Source organism: Pseudoxanthomonas broegbernensis, assembly GCF_014202435.1.
GTDB classification, from domain to species: Bacteria; Pseudomonadota; Gammaproteobacteria; order Xanthomonadales; family Xanthomonadaceae; genus Pseudoxanthomonas; species Pseudoxanthomonas broegbernensis.
The window spans coordinates 216,094-231,434 of the sequence record NZ_JACHGU010000003.1; the positions used below are offsets into that span (position 1 = coordinate 216,094).

General features: G+C 73.3%; 14 protein-coding genes. 6 read left to right on the plus strand and 8 right to left on the minus strand.

Features of this window, described 5'->3' with window-relative positions; genetic code table 11:
* Together feoB and HNR76_RS07955 are read right to left on the minus strand one after the other, a co-directional pair.
* Complete coding sequence (feoB, locus tag HNR76_RS07950) at positions 1-1,896, minus strand: ferrous iron transport protein B (protein ID WP_162309577.1); 1,896 nt, start codon at positions 1,894-1,896, stop codon at positions 1-3.
* Entirely contained in the window at positions 1,893-2,147 is a 255-nt protein-coding gene (locus tag HNR76_RS07955; RefSeq protein WP_162309578.1) for a FeoA family protein, read from the minus strand. Before HNR76_RS07955 ends, feoB begins: the two co-directional genes overlap by 4 nt.
* A gap of 159 nt (positions 2,148-2,306) precedes the next feature.
* On the opposite strand from HNR76_RS07955, the gene HNR76_RS07960 reads away from it, so the two are divergent.
* Genes HNR76_RS07960 through HNR76_RS07970 form a run of 3 tightly spaced genes read left to right on the plus strand, consistent with a single transcriptional unit; the run spans position 2,307 to position 6,045 of the window.
* On the plus strand, positions 2,307-3,098 hold the full coding sequence (locus HNR76_RS07960; protein ID WP_162309579.1) for an enoyl-CoA hydratase-related protein: 792 nt from the start codon (positions 2,307-2,309) through the stop codon (positions 3,096-3,098).
* A 55-nt stretch (positions 3,099-3,153) separates the two neighbouring features.
* Positions 3,154-5,148, plus strand: coding sequence for an acetyl/propionyl/methylcrotonyl-CoA carboxylase subunit alpha (locus HNR76_RS07965; protein ID WP_162309764.1), 1,995 nt, complete (start codon positions 3,154-3,156; stop codon positions 5,146-5,148).
* A gap of 3 nt (positions 5,149-5,151) precedes the next feature.
* Positions 5,152-6,045 (plus strand): hydroxymethylglutaryl-CoA lyase, encoded by an 894-nt coding sequence (locus HNR76_RS07970; protein ID WP_162309580.1) that lies wholly within the window; start codon positions 5,152-5,154, stop codon positions 6,043-6,045.
* Between the two features lie 163 nt (positions 6,046-6,208).
* Here HNR76_RS07970 and HNR76_RS07975 read toward each other — a convergent pair whose 3' ends face one another.
* Positions 6,209-7,408, minus strand: coding sequence for an aminotransferase-like domain-containing protein (locus HNR76_RS07975; protein ID WP_162309581.1), 1,200 nt, complete (start codon positions 7,406-7,408; stop codon positions 6,209-6,211).
* Positions 7,409-7,550: 142 nt separating this feature from the next.
* Between HNR76_RS07975 and HNR76_RS07980 the strand changes: the two genes are divergently transcribed.
* On the plus strand, positions 7,551-7,733 hold the full coding sequence (locus HNR76_RS07980; RefSeq protein WP_162309582.1) for a hypothetical protein: 183 nt from the start codon (positions 7,551-7,553) through the stop codon (positions 7,731-7,733).
* Positions 7,734-7,768: 35 nt separating this feature from the next.
* Here the strand turns inward: HNR76_RS07980 and HNR76_RS07985 are convergent, their stop codons facing one another.
* Complete coding sequence (locus tag HNR76_RS07985; protein ID WP_162309765.1) at positions 7,769-8,893, minus strand: prephenate dehydrogenase; 1,125 nt, start codon at positions 8,891-8,893, stop codon at positions 7,769-7,771.
* 5 nt (positions 8,894-8,898) lie between these two features.
* The gene (gene pdxY / locus HNR76_RS07990) at positions 8,899-9,807 is read right to left on the minus strand and encodes a pyridoxal kinase (protein WP_162309583.1); all 909 of its coding nucleotides are present in this window, start codon (positions 9,805-9,807) and stop codon (positions 8,899-8,901) included.
* 317 nt (positions 9,808-10,124) lie between these two features.
* On the opposite strand from pdxY, the gene pilH reads away from it, so the two are divergent.
* On the plus strand, positions 10,125-10,517 hold the full coding sequence (pilH, locus tag HNR76_RS07995) for a twitching motility response regulator PilH (RefSeq protein ID WP_162309584.1): 393 nt from the start codon (positions 10,125-10,127) through the stop codon (positions 10,515-10,517).
* A gap of 9 nt (positions 10,518-10,526) precedes the next feature.
* Here the strand turns inward: pilH and HNR76_RS08000 are convergent, their stop codons facing one another.
* Together HNR76_RS08000 and HNR76_RS08005 are read right to left on the minus strand one after the other, a co-directional pair.
* On the minus strand, positions 10,527-11,411 hold the full coding sequence (locus HNR76_RS08000) for a DnaJ C-terminal domain-containing protein (protein WP_162309585.1): 885 nt from the start codon (positions 11,409-11,411) through the stop codon (positions 10,527-10,529).
* A gap of 179 nt (positions 11,412-11,590) precedes the next feature.
* On the minus strand, positions 11,591-12,040 hold the full coding sequence (locus tag HNR76_RS08005) for an Hsp20/alpha crystallin family protein (RefSeq protein ID WP_162309586.1): 450 nt from the start codon (positions 12,038-12,040) through the stop codon (positions 11,591-11,593).
* A gap of 164 nt (positions 12,041-12,204) precedes the next feature.
* Here HNR76_RS08005 and HNR76_RS08010 point away from each other — a divergent pair, with 164 nt between their 5' ends.
* Positions 12,205-12,684, plus strand: coding sequence for a peroxiredoxin (locus HNR76_RS08010; protein ID WP_162309587.1), 480 nt, complete (start codon positions 12,205-12,207; stop codon positions 12,682-12,684).
* 27 nt (positions 12,685-12,711) lie between these two features.
* Here HNR76_RS08010 and pbpC read toward each other — a convergent pair whose 3' ends face one another.
* The gene (pbpC, locus tag HNR76_RS08015) at positions 12,712-15,216 is read right to left on the minus strand and encodes a penicillin-binding protein 1C (RefSeq protein WP_162309588.1); all 2,505 of its coding nucleotides are present in this window, start codon (positions 15,214-15,216) and stop codon (positions 12,712-12,714) included.
* Between the last annotated feature and the right edge of the window lie 125 nt (positions 15,217-15,341).

Below are 15,341 nucleotides of genomic sequence, written 5' to 3' on the forward strand. Positions count from 1 at the left end.
CTAGCCCCCGCCCAGGCGCACGGCGACCTGGTAGGTCAGCAGCGAGGCCAGCCAGGCCAGCACGAACAGGTAGCCGGCCGCGATCGACATCGTCTTCCACGAGCCGGTCTCGCGCTTGATCGCCGCCCAGGTGGCGATGCATTGCGGCGCGTAGATGAACCACACCAGCAGCGACAGCCCGGTGGCCAGCGACCAGCCGTCGGAGATCAGCGGGGTCAGCGCCTGCGCGGCGGCCTCGTCGTTGGCGGCCGACAGCGCGTACACCGTGGCCAGCGAGGACACCGCCACCTCGCGCGCGGCCAGGCCCGGGATCAGCGCGATGCAGATCTGCCAGTTGAAGCCCAGCGGGGCGAACACCGCCGCCATGGCGTGGCCGATGCGGCCGGCCAGGCTGTAGTCGATGGCCGGCAGGGTTGCGTCGGCCGGCGCGGCGGGGAACGAGAGCAGCACCCACAGCAGCACGGTCAGGGCGAAGATGATCCCGCCCACGCGCTTGAGGAAGATCATGCCGCGCTCCCACAGGCCGATCAGCAGGTCGCGCGGGTGCGGCACGCGGTAGGACGGCAGCTCCAGCATCAGCGGGTGCTCGCCCTTGTCGCGGCGCCACTTCTTCATCACCCAAGACACCGCCAGCGCGCTGAGGATGCCGGCCATGTACAGGCCGAACAGCACCAGTCCCTGCAGGTTGAAGCCGCCCCAGACCTCGCGCGCGGGGATGAACGCGCCGATCAGCAGCGCGTACACCGGCAGCCGCGCCGAGCAGGTCATCAGCGGCGCGACCAGGATCGTGGCCAGGCGGTCGCGCGGGTCCTGGATACTGCGCGTGGCCATGATCCCGGGGATGGCGCAGGCGAAGCTGGACAGCAGCGGGATGAACGAGCGCCCGGACAGGCCGGCGCGGGCCATCATCCGGTCCAGCAGGAACGCCGCGCGCGGCAGGTAGCCCGATTCCTCCAGCGCCAGGATGAAGGCGAACAGGATGAGGATCTGCGGCAGGAACACGATCACCCCGCCCAGGCCGGCGATGATGCCGTCCACCAGCAGGCTGGCCAGCGGGCCTTCGCCCATGCGCGCGCCCACCCATTCGCCCAGCGCGCCGGTGGCCGCCTCGATGGCGTCCATCACCGGCGTGGCCCAGGCGTACACCGCCTGGAAGATCAGGAACATCACCGCCGCCAGGGTCAGCAGGCCGAACAGCGGGTGCAGCAGCCAGCGGTCCAGCGCATCGTCGATCCTGGCGGTGCGCGCGGGCATGCGCACCGTGGCGGCGATCAGGCGGCGGGTTTCCTCGTGCAGCGCCTGCCCGATGCCGGAATCGGAGTCGGAGTCGGAGTCGGCTGGATCGGGCAGCCGCAGCGACGGCGGCCGCAGGTGCCCGGCCAGTTGGTCGATGCGCTCGACCAGTTCCTGCGCGCCGCGGTGGCGCACGGCCACCGTCTCCACCACCGGCACGCCCAACTCGCGTTCCAGCGCGGCGCGGTCGATGCCGATGCCGCGCCGCCGCGCCGCGTCGCTCATGTTCAGGGCCACGACCATCGGACGGCCCATCTGCCGCACCTCCAGCACGAAGCGCAGGTGCAGGCGCAGGTTGGTCGCGTCGACCACGCATACCAGCAGGTCCGGCGCCGGCTCGCCCGGATAGAAGCCGCGGCACAGGTCGCGGGTGATCGCCTCGTCCAGGCTGGCGGGGTTGAGGCTGTAGGCGCCGGGCAGGTCGAGCACCGCGTAACTGCGCCCGGAAGCGGACTGCAGCCTGCCTTCCTTGCGCTCGACGGTCACCCCGGCGTAGTTGGCCACCTTCTGCCGGCTGCCGGTGAGCTGGTTGAACAGCGCGGTCTTGCCGCAATTCGGGTTGCCCAGCAGGGCCAGGCGCAGCGGCTCGGCCTGCGCGCTCACGCCACCGTCTCCCGCGCCGGCGGCGCCACCTGGACGCGCGCGGCCTCGCTGCGGCGCAGGGCGAAGCGGGTATAGCCCACCTGGACCAGCAGCGGCTCGGCGCCGAATGGCCCGCGGGCGACGATTTCCACCTGCTCGCCGGCGACGAAGCCCAGCTCGCGCAGGCGACGGGCGACGGGATCGTTGGGCTGGCGGTCTTCCACGGACTCTACGGTGACGGAACGGCGAAGCGGCATGTCGGACAGCAGCACGGAGTCTTCCGCTTATCAAGAACTGTTCTCAATTGTATCATCGCCGCCACCGCACTGCCCGCCGCCGGGCGCCCCTTACCCGTCGTACCGCCGCGCTGCGTCATGGCCGCGGCGGTGGGGGCGGCTATCATCCCGGGCAGCAATCCCCCGGGAGCGATGATGGCGCAACCACTGCTGATCGAGCACGCAGGCCCGGTGCTGCGCCTGCGCCTGAATCGCCCGCAGTTGCACAACGCCTTCGACGCCGGACTGATCGCCGCATTGACCGCCGCACTGCACGCCGCCGGCGTCGACGACGCGGTGCGAGCGGTGGTGCTGGCCGGCGAAGGGCCTTCGTTCTCGGCCGGCGCGGACCTGCAATGGATGCGCGGCATGGCCGCCGCCAGCCAGGACGCCAACCGCGCCGATGCACTGGAGCTGGCGCGGCTGATGCGCACCCTGGACGAACTGCCCAAGCCGACCATTGCCCGCGTCCAGGGGCCGGCCTTCGGTGGCGGCGTGGGCCTGGTGGCCTGCTGCGACATCGCCATCGGCGCGCCGCAGGCCCGCTTCGGCCTGACCGAGGTGCGCCTGGGCCTGCTGCCGGCGGTGATCTCGCCGTACGTGGTCGCGGCCATCGGGCCGCGCCAGGCGCGGCGCTGGTTCGCCACCGGCGAGGCGTTCGACGCCGACACCGCCCTGCGCCTGGGCCTGCTGCACCAGGTCGTGGCCGCCGAGGACCTGGACCAGGCGGTCGCCGCCCAGCTCGCCCTGCTCGACCGCGCCGCGCCGCGCGCCGCCGCCGCCGCCAAGGCCCTGGTGCGCGACGCCGCCCCCGGGGCCGACGCCACCGCGCAGGACCGCGCCAACGCCGACCTGATCGCGCGCTTGCGCGTTTCCGCGGAAGGCCAGGAAGGGCTGGCGGCGTTCCTGGAAAAGCGTCCGCCGGCCTGGGCCGGTCCCCGGGAGTAGGCCGATGGCGACGCTCGAACGTGCCGGTCCCGCCGCCGCCGGCCCCGCGGCGGGCATGTTCGGCAAGGTCCTCATCGCCAACCGCGGCGAGATCGCCTGCCGCGTCATCCGCACCTGCCGCCGCCTGGGCATCGCCACGGTGGCGGTGTACTCGCAGGCCGACGCCGGCGCGCTACACGTGCGCCTGGCCGACGAGGCCCACTGCATCGGCGGCCCCGCCCCGGCCGACAGCTACCTGCGCGGCGAGGCGGTGATCCAGGCCGCGTTGCGCAGCGGCGCGCAGGCGATCCACCCGGGCTACGGCTTCCTGTCGGAGAACGCGGACTTCGCCGAGGCGGTGCACGCGGCCGGGCTGGCGTTCATCGGCCCGCGCGCCGAATCGATGCGGCGCATGGGCAGCAAGGCCGGCGCCAAGCAGTTGATGGCGCAGGCGGGCGTGCCGGTGGTGCCCGGCTACAACGGCGAGGACCAGTCGCCGGACACCCTCGCGCGCGAGGCCGCGCGCACCGGCTTCCCGCTGATGGTCAAGGCCGCCCACGGCGGCGGCGGCAAGGGCATGCGCGTGGTCCACCGCGCGGAGGACTTCGCCGCGGCGCTGGAGAGCTGCCAGCGCGAGGCGCGCAACGCCTTCGGCCGCGACCGCGTGCTGCTGGAACGCTACGTGGCCTCGCCCCGGCACATCGAGGTGCAGGTGTTCGGCGACCGCCACGGCAACCTGATCCACCTCAACGAGCGCGAATGCTCGGCCCAGCGCCGCTACCAGAAGGTGCTGGAGGAATCGCCCTCGCCCTTCCTCACCCCGGAACTGCGCCGGGCCATGGGCGAGGCGGCGGTGGCCGCCGCGCGCACGATCGACTACGTCAACGCCGGCACGGTCGAGTTCATCGTCGATCCGGACGGCGGCTTCTATTTCATGGAGATCAACACCCGGCTGCAGGTCGAACACCCGGTCACCGAGATGGTCGCCGGCCTGGACCTGGTCGAGTGGCAGTTGCGCGTGGCCGCCGGCGAGCCGCTGCCGCTGGCCCAGGAACAGGTACCGCGGCACGGCCACGCGATCGAGGTGCGCCTCTACGCAGAGGACGCCGATGCCGGCTTCCTGCCCGCATCGGGCACCCTGCGCGCGCTGGAGCTGCCGCCGCCGTCACCGCAGGTGCGCATCGACGCGGGCGTGGAGGCCGGCGACACCGTCACCGTGTTCTACGACCCGATGATCGCCAAGCTCGTCGTCCACGATGCCGACCGGCCGCGCGCGCTGGCACGGCTGCGCCAGGCGCTGGCGCAGTGCCACGTCGCCGGGCCGAAGACCAACCTGGCCTTCCTCGAAGCGCTGGCGCGGCATCCGGCCGTGGTCGAGGGCCGGATCGACACCGGCTACCTGGACCGGCACCTGGACGAATTCCTCGACGCCGCCGCGCCGGTGCCCGCGCCCCTGCTCGCCGCCGCGGGCGCCGCCTGGCTGCTGCGGCTGCAGGCCGGCGAAGCCGCCGCCGCCGGCGACCCGCACTCGCCCTGGGCGGTGGCCGACGGCTGGCGCCTGCATGGCCGCGCCGTCCGCCGGCTGCGCCTGCAGGCCGGCGACGCCGTCCATGCGCTGGCCGCCAGCGGCCACGGCGGCGACTGGAAGGCGACGGTCGACGGCGGCGATGTACAAGCCATCGACGACGCCAGGCTTTCGGGCACGGCGCTGGACCTGCGCATCGACGGACAGGCTCGCCGGCTGGCCGCGCGCTTCGACGGCGATACCCTGGAACTGCACGACGGCACGCGCCGCCTGCCGGTACGCTTGCTGCCGCCCGAGCAGGCCGGCGGCGGCGCCGACCCGGCCGGCGACGGCCGCGTGCTGGCGCCGATGCCGGGCAAGGTGGCCATGCTCCTGGCCGCCGCCGGCCAGGCGGTGCAGGCCGGCCAGCCGCTGCTGGTGATGGAGGCGATGAAGATGGAATTGACGATCAAGTCCCCGCGCGACGGCGTGGTATCGGACCTGCGCGCGGCCGCCGGCGACTTCGTCGAGGCCGATACCGTGCTCGCCATCGTGGCGGAAGCCTGAGCGATGGCCGACTTCGTCCGCATCGTCGAGGTCGCCCCGCGCGACGGACTGCAGAACGAGGCCCGGCACGTGGCCACCGCCGACAAGATTGCGCTGGTGGACCGCCTGTCGGCCACCGGCCTGCGCAGCATTGAGGCCACCAGCTTCGTCAGCCCCAGGTGGGTGCCGCAACTGGCCGACGCGGCCGAGGTGATGGCCGGCATCGTACGTCGCCCGGGCGTGTCCTACCCGGTGCTGGTGCCCAACGAGCAGGGCTACGCGCGCGCGCGCGCCGCCGGCGCCGAGGAGGTGGCGGTGTTCACCGCCGCTTCCGAAGCGTTCGCCCGCAAGAACATCAACGCCTCCATCGATACGTCGATCGACCGCTTCGCCCCGGTGCTGGCGCGGGCCGCGCGCGACGGCGTGCGCGTGCGCGGCTACGTCTCCACCGTGCTGGGCTGCCCCTACCAGGGCGAGGTGCCGCTGACCGAGGTGGTCCGCGTGGCCCGGCGCCTGCACGCCATGGGCTGCTACGAGATCTCGCTGGGCGATACCATCGGCGTGGGCACCCCGCGCAAGGCGCGGGCGATGCTGCGGGCAGTGGCCGCCGAGGTGCCGATGGCGGCGCTGGCGGTGCATTTCCACGATACCTACGGGCAGGCGCTGGCCAACGTGGCCGCCTGCGTCGAGGCCGGGGTGCGGGTGGCCGACTCGGCCGTAGCCGGCACCGGCGGCTGCCCCTACGCGCGCGGCGCCAGCGGCAACGCCGCCAGCGAGGACCTGGTGTACATGCTGCACGGCATGGGCATCGACACCGGCATCGACCTGGAGGCACTGGCCGAGACCGGCCGCTGGCTCGCCGCGCGCCTGGGCCGGCCCACCGGCAGCAAGGCCGGCCAGGCGCTGGCCCACGCCTGAAGGCGGTCGACGGCCGCTACCTCATCGGCAAGCGACCATCGGGCGATGGCGCGGCGCTCCGGCCGCACGGAATCCGCCGCGCGTCCATCCAGCCCGCGGCGACCGGGCCAGCATGCACGGCGCCACCGCCTGCCCGCTCGCCGCCGATGCACGCCCGCAAGCTTCAGGCCACCGCCGGCAATGCGGCGATCTCGGCCGCGAGCAGCTCGCCCAGCACCTTGATCCCGGCGTCGATCTTCTCGCCGGGCACGGTGACGAAGGACAGGCGCAAGGTGTTGGCGCGCGGCTCGATGGCGTAGAACGGCGCCCCCGGCACGAAGGCCACGTTGCGCTCCACCGCCTTGGCCAGCAGCACGCCGCTGTCCAGGCCCTCGGGCAACTCGACCCAGATGAACATGCCGCCCTCGGGGCGGTTCCAGCGCGCCTGCGGCGGGAACTCGCGCTCCAGCGCGGCCAGCATGCGCTCGCACTGCTGCGCGTAGAGGCTGCGGATGGAGGGGATGTGCGCGTCGAGGAAGCCGTCCCGCAGCGCCTCGTGGACGATGCGCTGCGAGAACGAGGGCGTGTGCAGGTCCGCGGCCTGCTTGGCCTGGACCATCTTGGCGTGCACCTGCTCCGGCGCGACCACGTAGCCCAGGCGCAGGCCCGGCGCCAGCACCTTGGAGAACGAGCCCATGTAGATCACCCCGTCGGGGTTCATCGACAGCAGGCTGGGCAGGGCCTCGCCGCCGTAGGACAGCTCGCCGTAGGGATCGTCCTCCACCAGCGGCACGCCCGCCTCGGCAGCCAGCGCCACCAGCGCCTCGCGTCGCGCCAGCGGCATCCGCCGGCCGGTGGGGTTCTGGAAGTTGGGCAGGCAGTAGAGGAAGCGCGCGCCGGACAGCCGCGCGGCGTCCAGCGCATCGGTGACGATGCCCTGGGCGTCGGCGGGCAGCGCGCCGAACCGCGGCGAGAACAGCGAGAACGCCTGCAGCGCGCCCAGGTAGCTGGGCGTCTCCACCAGCACCTTGCTGCCCTCGTCGATCAGCACCTTGCCCAGCAGGTCCAGGCCCTGCTGCGAGCCGGTGGTGATCAGCACCCGCGAAGCGGGAATGGCGGCGCCGGGGCGGCTCAGGCGCGCGGCAACCCATTCGCGCAGCGGCGCGAAGCCTTCCGTGGGGCCGTACTGCAGCGCCGCGTGCGGTGCCTCGCGCAGCACCTTCTCGGTGGCCTCACGCATGCGCTCGACCGGGAAGGTGGCCGGTGACGGCAGGCCGCCGGCGAAGGAAACGACTTCGGGGCGCTCGGTGATCTTGAGGATCTCGCGGATGGCCGAGCTGGTCAGCGCCCGGGCGCGCCCGGACAGGACGAATTGGGTAGACATGGCCGCATTGTACCGGGCCGTCCCCACCCGGACGCGGCCCCGGGCGGCGGCGAGGCCACCAAATTTTCACGCCGTTTCAACGTCGCCTTACCGGGTGGCGGAAACAATCGGTTCCCGTACCGCACGGAAAAAGGAGGTCGCCATGTCCTTCCGCCAGTTCCCCGCCACCGGCGACGACGGCAACGCCTACATCATCATCGAGTTCCACGAGGAGCGCGACGGGAAGGCCTCGCTGCGCTACGAACTGGCCGATGGGCAGCGCCTGCAGCGCGATGCCAAGCGCTTCTCCAACGCCGACGGCACCCTGGTGCTGACCGCCGATTGATCGAGAGCGGCCGGGGCGGCCGCCGGCGGTTCCATTCAGGGGCTTTCGAGCACCCGTCCCAGGCCGTCGCGGTCGATCTCCGCCGCCGCCGCGCGCAGCGTGTCCACGTCGGCGCCGTCCTCGAAGCCGATGCGGAAATGCACCTCGCCGGCCGGCGTGCGCGAGGAGTGGATCGAGGACAGGCTGATGCCGTGCCGCTCGAATACGTGCAGCAGGGTGCGCAGCGAGCCGGCCCGGTCCGCGGGCAGGTGCACGCTCAGGGAGCGGGTTTCGGTCAGGTCGGCCAGCAGGTAGCCGACCCGCTCGAAGGTGTAGCTGCCGTCGGCCATCGCCGCCTCGCCCCACACCTGGCGGTTGCCGTCCAGGTACTGCGCGCGGAACTCGGCCCGGGCCGCCTCGTCGCCGCGTTCGACCAGGCCCTGCAGGCCTGCGATCTGCGCCGCCAGCCGGGCCAGCATCTCGCCGGTGTGTGGGTTGCAGAACTGGATGTCCGCGTAGATCTCCGGGTTCAGCGAGAGGATGCGCGCGGTCACCGCTGCGTCCATCTCGAAGCCGATCGAGCGGTACGGCATCAGCGCCGCCGGGCCGCCCAGCTCGCCGGCGAAGCTGCGCAGCACCCCCGCCTGGCCCAGGTGGGTGGCGTGCACCATGGCCTGGACCAGCGCCATCACCCGGTCGTGGTGCGCGGGCGCGGCGCGCACGTACTCGCCCTGCAGCGCGTCCAGCAGTTCCTGCAGCCACGGCCGCCAGGCGGCCAGGCGCGCCTCGCAGACCACCACCACGCGCCCCTTCAGGGTGGGCGTCTTCAGCGGCGCGGTCATCGGGTGCAGGCCCACCACCTCGGCCTGCGAGGCCAGCATCGCCTCCACCGGCATCTGCTTGAGCGAGGTGATGTCCAGCCACAGCCGGCCGCGTTCGCGCCCGGCCGAGCGGGCGACGTAGTCGGCGATCAGCCCCGGGGTGTGCCGGATCGGCGTGGCGAACACCAGTACCTGGGCCTGGTCGAGCAGGCGCTCGGGCGGGTCGCTGCCGGGGTCGGCCGGGTCATGGCCCAGCACCCGCAGGCCCATGCGCTGCTCGAAGAAGCGGCGCAGCCAGCGGCCGTAGGCGCCGTCGCTGCCCACGATGCCCACCACCGGTGTCTGCGCGGCCTCCCGCACGGTGCTCAAAACGGCACCGCCGGAAAGCGCGCCGGGCCATCGGCCAGCGCCGCGGCGGGAGCGGCCAGTACGTCCAGTTCCTCCCAGCCATGGGCCAGGGTAGATTCCAGCGCGGCGTGGACCCCCGCCAGCGCACGCTCGGCCGCGCGCGGCGGCGCCTCGCCGCGCAGCAGGAATGCCGCCAGCAGGGCGGCCAGCACGTCGCCGGTGCCGGCCACGTCCACGTCCAGGCACGGCGAGCGCAAGCGCCAGGCGGCATCGCGGCCGACCAGCAGGGTGAGCAGGTCGCCGCCCTCGCCCGCCACGCTGTGCGCCAGCACCCATTCCGGGCCCCGCGCCAGCAAGGCGCGCGCGGCCTCCAGCGCGTCGGCCTGCCCCAGCGCCGGCCGCCCGCTCAGGTTTTCCAGCTCGAAGGCGTTGGGCGTGACCATCCAGGCCAGCGGCAGCAGCCGCTGCGCGAACACCGCCTCCAGCCCCGGTTCCACGTAGGCCCCGGTATGGGTATCGCCGATGACCGGGTCGAGCAGGTAGCGCGGCGCGGCGCCGGCGGCATGGCGGTCCTCCAGCCAGGCGGCGAAGGCCTCGCCGTTGGCGACGCTGCCGAAGTATCCGGATACCAGCATCGGCGCGCGCGCACTCACGCCGCGCTCGTCCAGCCCGCGCAGCAGGTCGGCCAGCCATTCGGCCGGCAGCACCCGGCCGCGCAGGGTGGGATAGAAGGGCGTGTTGCTGAGCAGCGTGGTCGGCACCTCGGCCACGCGCACACCGAGCATGCGCAGCACCGGCACGGCGGCGCTGTTGCCGGCATGGCCATAGGCCAGTTGCGACTGCACCGAGACCAGGTCCACCGGCATAGGCCCCGAGGGGCGCTTGCCGCGCTCGTGGACCAGGTGGGTTTCCAGGCTGTCGCTCATTCAGTCGTCGGAGGAACGGGGCGAAGCATGCTAACGCGTCGGTCCGGCCGCGGTGCGCAGCGTTTCAACTGCAACCGACATTGGCCCGTCCTTGCGGCGCAGCTTCGGCAGGCATGCGCGCGCGCCGAACCGCACGGCCAGGACGGCCACGCACCGGCACCGTCCAGGCGCGTTCCGGCGGACTCCCTTTGCAGTGCGCCGGCCGCCGGCCGCACCGCGAAGCGCAGGGCGGGCGATACGGCCGATGGAAGGCTTCCGGCCGCCACGTGCGGCGGCTACACTCCGGCGATGAGGCAAAGACTCCGGGGAAACGCACCATGGCACGCATCCTGATCGTCGACGATTCTCCGTCGCAGTTGCTGGGCATCCAGCGCATCGTCGAGAAGCTTGGCCATGAGACCCTGACCGCCGAGGACGGCGCCGCCGGCGTGGAAGTGGCCAAGGCCGAACTGCCCGACCTGATCCTGATGGACGTGGTGATGCCCAACCTCAACGGGTTCCAGGCCACGCGCACGCTCAGCCGCGAAAACTCCACCCGCGGCATCCCGGTGGTGCTGGTCACCACCAAGGACCAGGACACCGACCGCATGTGGGGCATGCGCCAGGGCGCGCGCGCCTACCTGACCAAGCCGTTCTCCGAGACCGACCTGTCCGACGTCATCGGCCGGCTGCTCGGCGGCGACGAGGACCCGCCCCCTTCGGCGGCCTGAGCCGGCGCCTCATTCGCCGAAGGCGCGGGCCAGGTCGAGGTAGGCCTTGCGCTGGGCCTCGGTGGCCGGGGCCGGCGCCTGCACCTCCAGCTCGACGATCTGGTCGCCCGCCGCCTGCTCGCCCGACGCGCCGGCCGGCAGGCCGCGCCCGCGCAGCCGCAGCTTGCGCCCCGAATCGGACTCGGCCGGGATCTTCAGTTCCACCGCACCGCCCAGGGTGGGCACGCTGAGCGTGGTGCCCAGCGCCGCCTGCCACGGCTGCACCGGCAGGGCATAGAGGATGTTGCGCCCGTCCACCTCGAACTGGGGATGGGCCAGGTATTCGATCTCCAACAGCAGGTTGCCGCCGCCGTTGCCCTGCCCGGCCAGGCGGATCGACTGCCCGGCGCGGATGCCCCGCGGCACCCGCACCTCAAGCTGCCGCCCGTTGAGGGTGATGCGCACGCTGTCGCCGCGGTACACCGCCTCCAGCGGCACCGCCAGCCTGGCCCGGGTGTCGCCACGCGGCTGCGGCCCGCGCCCGCCGGCGCCGCGCTGGCGGGCGAAGATGCTCTCGAAGAAGTCGCTGAAACCGCCCCCGCCGCCGCGGCCGCCCGCATCGCCGAACACTTCCTCGAAGTCGAATCCCGCGCCGTCGAACCCGTCCGGCGGCGGGTGGAACTCCTGCCCCGGCCGGTAGCCGCGCGCACGCAACTGGTCGTAGGCCGAGCGCTTGGCCGGGTCGCGCAGCGCCTCGTAGGCTTCGCCCACCGCCTTGAACTTCTCCTCGGCGCCGGGCTCCTTGCTCACGTCCGGGTGGTACTTGCGCGCCAGGCGGCGGTAGGCCGACTTGATCTCGGCCTCGCCGGCGCTGGGTTCCACGCCCAGGATCGCGTAGTAGTCCTTGAATTCCATCCGTTCACCATTGCTCAGGCGCGGCCGCGCGGCACGAAGCGCACGGCCCCATGAAGAAGAGGCCCGTGACGCGGACGCCACGGGCCTGGATTCTAAAGGCTACGCCCTCCGCCGCCTCACAACGGCGGCGGAGGACGGTACCGGCCGGCCGATGTCCCCGGCACGGCCCGCGCCGCGCGCTACTGCACCTGGATGCGGCGCGGCGTGGCCTGCGGGCGCTTGGGGATGTCGATCCGCAGCACCCCGTGGAGGCCGCTGGCGGTGACCCCGTCCGGGTCGGCGCTGTCGGGCAGGGCGAAGCGGCGGTAGAAGCTGCCCCAGGCGCGCTCGCGGCGCGAATAGCCTGCGTCCTCCCGTTCCTGCTCGCCGGCGCGCTCGCCCTTCAGGCTGAGGATGCCCTTGTCCATCTGCACCTCGATCTCCTTGGGGTCCACGCCAGGGATGTCGGCGAGGATGACGAAGCGATCGGCCTCCTCGCGGATGTCCACGCGCGGCGCCCACTGGCTGGTCACCACGTCGGACTGGTCGCCGGCGGCCTCGCCGAAGAAGCGGTCGAATACCTGCTTGAACTCGTCCTGCAGGTGGCGGCCCGGGAAGTTGCTGTGCGTGTTGTAGCGGACAATGGTCATGTCGGTCTCCTGGCTCGGATTGGCCGCGTTGCGCCGCGGCGATGAACGCAAGATGGGCGTGGGCGCGCGCGTTTCAACAGCCGCCACGCCCGCGCAACACGACTGCGGCTAGACTGCGTTCAGCCTCCGGTCCGCGACCGGCCTTCCCCCCGAGGAACCCCGCAATGACCATCCAGATCGGCGACCGTATTCCCGAAGTCGTGCTCAAGTGCATCCGCGAGGGCGTGGAGAGCGTGGACACCCGCACCCTGTTCGACGGCCGCAAGGCGGTGCTGTTCGCGGTGCCCGGCGCCTTTACCCCCACCTGCTCGGAAAAGCACCTGCCCGGCTTCATCGCCCACTTCGAGGACTTCCGCAGCCGCGGCGTCGACGTGGTCTGCATGGCGGTCAACGACCCGTTCGTGATGCAGGCCTGGGGCAAGACCCTGAACGCGCCGGACGGCCTGCAACTGGTGTCCGACGGCAACGCCGACCTGACCCGCGCCCTGGGCCTGGAGATGGACGCCAGCGGCTACGGCATGGGCCTGCGCGCGCGCCGTTTCGCGCTGTACATCGAGGATGGCGTGGTCCGGCAGTTGTTCGTCGAGGCGCCGGGCGAGTTCAAGGTGTCCTCGGCCGAGAACGTGCTGCAGCACCTGCCCTGAGCAGCGCGGCGGGCGCGACGGCGGCGCTCAGCGCGCGGCCGGCGCCGGCCGGTCCCGGGCCGGCTCGCCGGTCCCCTCCATCGCGGCGACCGGTACGTGCCCGGGTACGTACCCGATGGAGGCCGGCCCGGGCCGCGGCCCGATGTGCGCCACGCCGAAGCGCACCTGCGCCCATGCCCCGCTCTCGGCCAGCGCGGTGAGCACGTGGGTGCCGCGGCCCGCCGCCGCATAGTCGTACTCGAAGCCGCGCGCCCCTTCGGTCTGCGCGATCCAACGCCCGTCCAGTAGCCATTGCACCCGCACGGAGGTGCCCAGGGCGCGCACGCGCAGGCGCAGGCCGCGCGGGCTGCCTGGCGGCGGCGCCAGGGTGGCACGGTCGGCGATGCCCTCGATCCGCAGCGACTCCATCGCCTCGCGCCCGTCGGCCACGCAGTCCGGCGCGAGCGGCGGCAGGGTCGCGGCGCGGCGCACGCCGGCCGGCAGCCAGGGCGACAGCAGCGCCGGCCAGCGTGCGATCTCCGCTTCGCGCGCCTGGTGCGGCCGCGCGCAGTCGGCGGACAGGCGCAGGCCGCTGGCGGCGTCCACCCGGAAGCGCTCGCGGCCGGCGTTCCACAGGCGCGCATCGCGCTCGGGAAAGGTGGGCGGCGTGGTGCCGTCCAGCCGCCACGCATCGAGGCGCCGCTGGCACAGCGCCGCCGGCGTCTGCGCGGCGGCCAGCCCCAGCGGCCAGCAGATCTCGGCACGGTCCACCGACGCCGGGCGCGGCACCGGGTCGGCGTCGCCCGGCGCGCGCGGCAGGCTGTCCACCACCTCAAACAGCAGCGGCAGCGCGGTGATCGCGCCGTACTGCCCCGGCAGCGGCGTGCCGTCCGGGCGTCCGACCCAGACCCCGACCGTGTGCCGCCGCGTGCCGCCCACCGCCCAGGCATCGCGGAAGCCGTAGCTGGTGCCGGTCTTCCACGCCACCGGCGGCCGCGTGCCGGTGGCGAATGCGGCGGCATGGCCCGGCCTCGGGTTGGCCTGCAGGATCTCGCGCACGATCCAGGCCGCGCCCGGCGACAGCAGGCGGCGCTCGACCAGCGGCTGTTCCGGGGTGTGGCGCACCTGCGCGGCCACGCCCTGGCGCTGGAAGGCGGCGAAGGCACCGACCAGTTCCTCCAGGCGCACGCCGGTGCCGCCCAGGATCAGCGGCAAGCCGGGCCGCGCCCCGCGCGGGAAGCGCAGCGGCACGCCCGCATGGTTCAGCCGGGCGGCGAAGCGTGCCGGGCCCACCCGGTCGAGCAGGTCCACCGCCGGCACGTTCAGCGACAGCCGCAGCGCCGTGGCCGCGCCGACCGGGCCATTGAACGCCTCGCCGAAATTGCCCGGCCGGTATCCGCCGAAGTCCTGCGGCGCGTCCACCAGCAGGCTTTCGGAATGGATCAGGCCATCGTCCAGGGCCATGCCGTACAGGAACGGCTTGAGCGTGGAACCGGGCGAGCGCCAGGCCCGGACCATGTCCACGTGGCCCAGCCGCTCGCGGTCGCCGAAGGCCACCGAGCCGACGTAGGCGCGCGCCTCCATGGTCGCGTTGTCCACCACCAGCAACGCGGCCGACGTGCGCGGCGGCAGCGCGGCGAAGTAGGCGGTCACCCGCTCCTCCAGCGCCCGCTGCAGGTCGGCATCGAGCGTGGTGACGATGCGCGACGCCCGCGGTCGTTGCTGGCGCAGGCGCTGGGCCAGCAGCGCGGCGTGCACGGGCACCTGCAGCGAGCGCGCGACCACCGGCTCGATCCGCGCGTCCTCCACGTCCAGTGCCGACCACGCGCCCAGCGCCCGCATCCGCGCCAGCACCTTGTCGCGCGCCGCGCGCGCCGCTTCCGGGTGGCGGTCCGGCCGCAGCCGGCTGGGCGCCTGCGGCAACACCGCCAGCAACGCGGCCTCGGCGTGCGACAGGCGCGCGGCCGGCTTGCCCAGGTAGGCCCAACTGGCGGCCTCCACGCCCTCGATGGTGCCGCCGAACGGCGCCCGCTCCAGGTACACCTGCAGGATCTGGTCCTTGGACAGGCGCGCTTCCAGTTGCAGCGCGCGCGCCATCTGCCTCAGCTTGCCGGCGAGGCTGCGGGTGTCGTGCCCGTCGAGGATGCGCGCCACCTGCATGCTCAGGGTCGAGCCGCCGGAGACGATGCCGCCGCTGCGCAGCCATTGCCAGGCCGCGCGCAGCAGTGCGGCCGGATTTACCCCGGGATGGCGGTGAAACCAGCGGTCCTCGTAGTTGAGCAGCGCCTCCAGGTACAGCGGCGAGACCGATTCCGGCGTGGCCGGATAGCGCCAGACGCCCTGAGCATCGGCGAAGGCCCGCAACGGCGTGCCGTCGCGGGCGGTGACCACCGTGGCGATGCCGGCGTCGCTGCCGGGCAACGGCGGCGGGAAGGCCAGGTCCAGGGCCAGCGCCGCGACGAGCACGGCCACGGTCCCCCAGCGCAGCCACAGCAGCAGCCGGCGCGGGGAGAAACGTCGAATCGGTCGTGGTCCTGCTGGCTCCGAACGCATGCGCCGACAACGTGCCGCGGCCTGGCGCCGCCCGCCCATTGGACGCGATCCATGCCCGGCAGAGGAAGCCCTGGCGAAAGCACCGGAAAATCCGGGCGCGATCTCCTGGATGCCCGGTGACGGTC

What these genes read in the sequence shown, in the direction of transcription:
- HNR76_RS07960 (WP_162309579.1), top strand. Translation starts at nt 2,307, where the DNA reads ATGGCGCAACCACTGCTGATCGAGCACGCAGGCCCGGTGCTGCGCCTG.
- HNR76_RS07965 (WP_162309764.1), top strand. Translation starts at nt 3,154, where the DNA reads ATGTTCGGCAAGGTCCTCATCGCCAACCGCGGCGAGATCGCCTGCCGC.
- HNR76_RS07970 (WP_162309580.1), top strand. Translation starts at nt 5,152, where the DNA reads ATGGCCGACTTCGTCCGCATCGTCGAGGTCGCCCCGCGCGACGGACTG.
- HNR76_RS07975 (WP_162309581.1), bottom strand. Translation starts at nt 7,408, where the DNA reads ATGTCTACCCAATTCGTCCTGTCCGGGCGCGCCCGGGCGCTGACCAGC.
- HNR76_RS08005 (WP_162309586.1), bottom strand. Translation starts at nt 12,040, where the DNA reads ATGACCATTGTCCGCTACAACACGCACAGCAACTTCCCGGGCCGCCAC.
- HNR76_RS08010 (WP_162309587.1), top strand. Translation starts at nt 12,205, where the DNA reads ATGACCATCCAGATCGGCGACCGTATTCCCGAAGTCGTGCTCAAGTGC.
- HNR76_RS08000 (WP_162309585.1), bottom strand. Translation starts at nt 11,411, where the DNA reads ATGGAATTCAAGGACTACTACGCGATCCTGGGCGTGGAACCCAGCGCC.
- HNR76_RS07980 (WP_162309582.1), top strand. Translation starts at nt 7,551, where the DNA reads ATGTCCTTCCGCCAGTTCCCCGCCACCGGCGACGACGGCAACGCCTAC.
- pdxY (WP_162309583.1), bottom strand. Translation starts at nt 9,807, where the DNA reads ATGAGCGACAGCCTGGAAACCCACCTGGTCCACGAGCGCGGCAAGCGC.
- pbpC (WP_162309588.1), bottom strand. Translation starts at nt 15,216, where the DNA reads ATGCGTTCGGAGCCAGCAGGACCACGACCGATTCGACGTTTCTCCCCG.
- pilH (WP_162309584.1), top strand. Translation starts at nt 10,125, where the DNA reads ATGGCACGCATCCTGATCGTCGACGATTCTCCGTCGCAGTTGCTGGGC.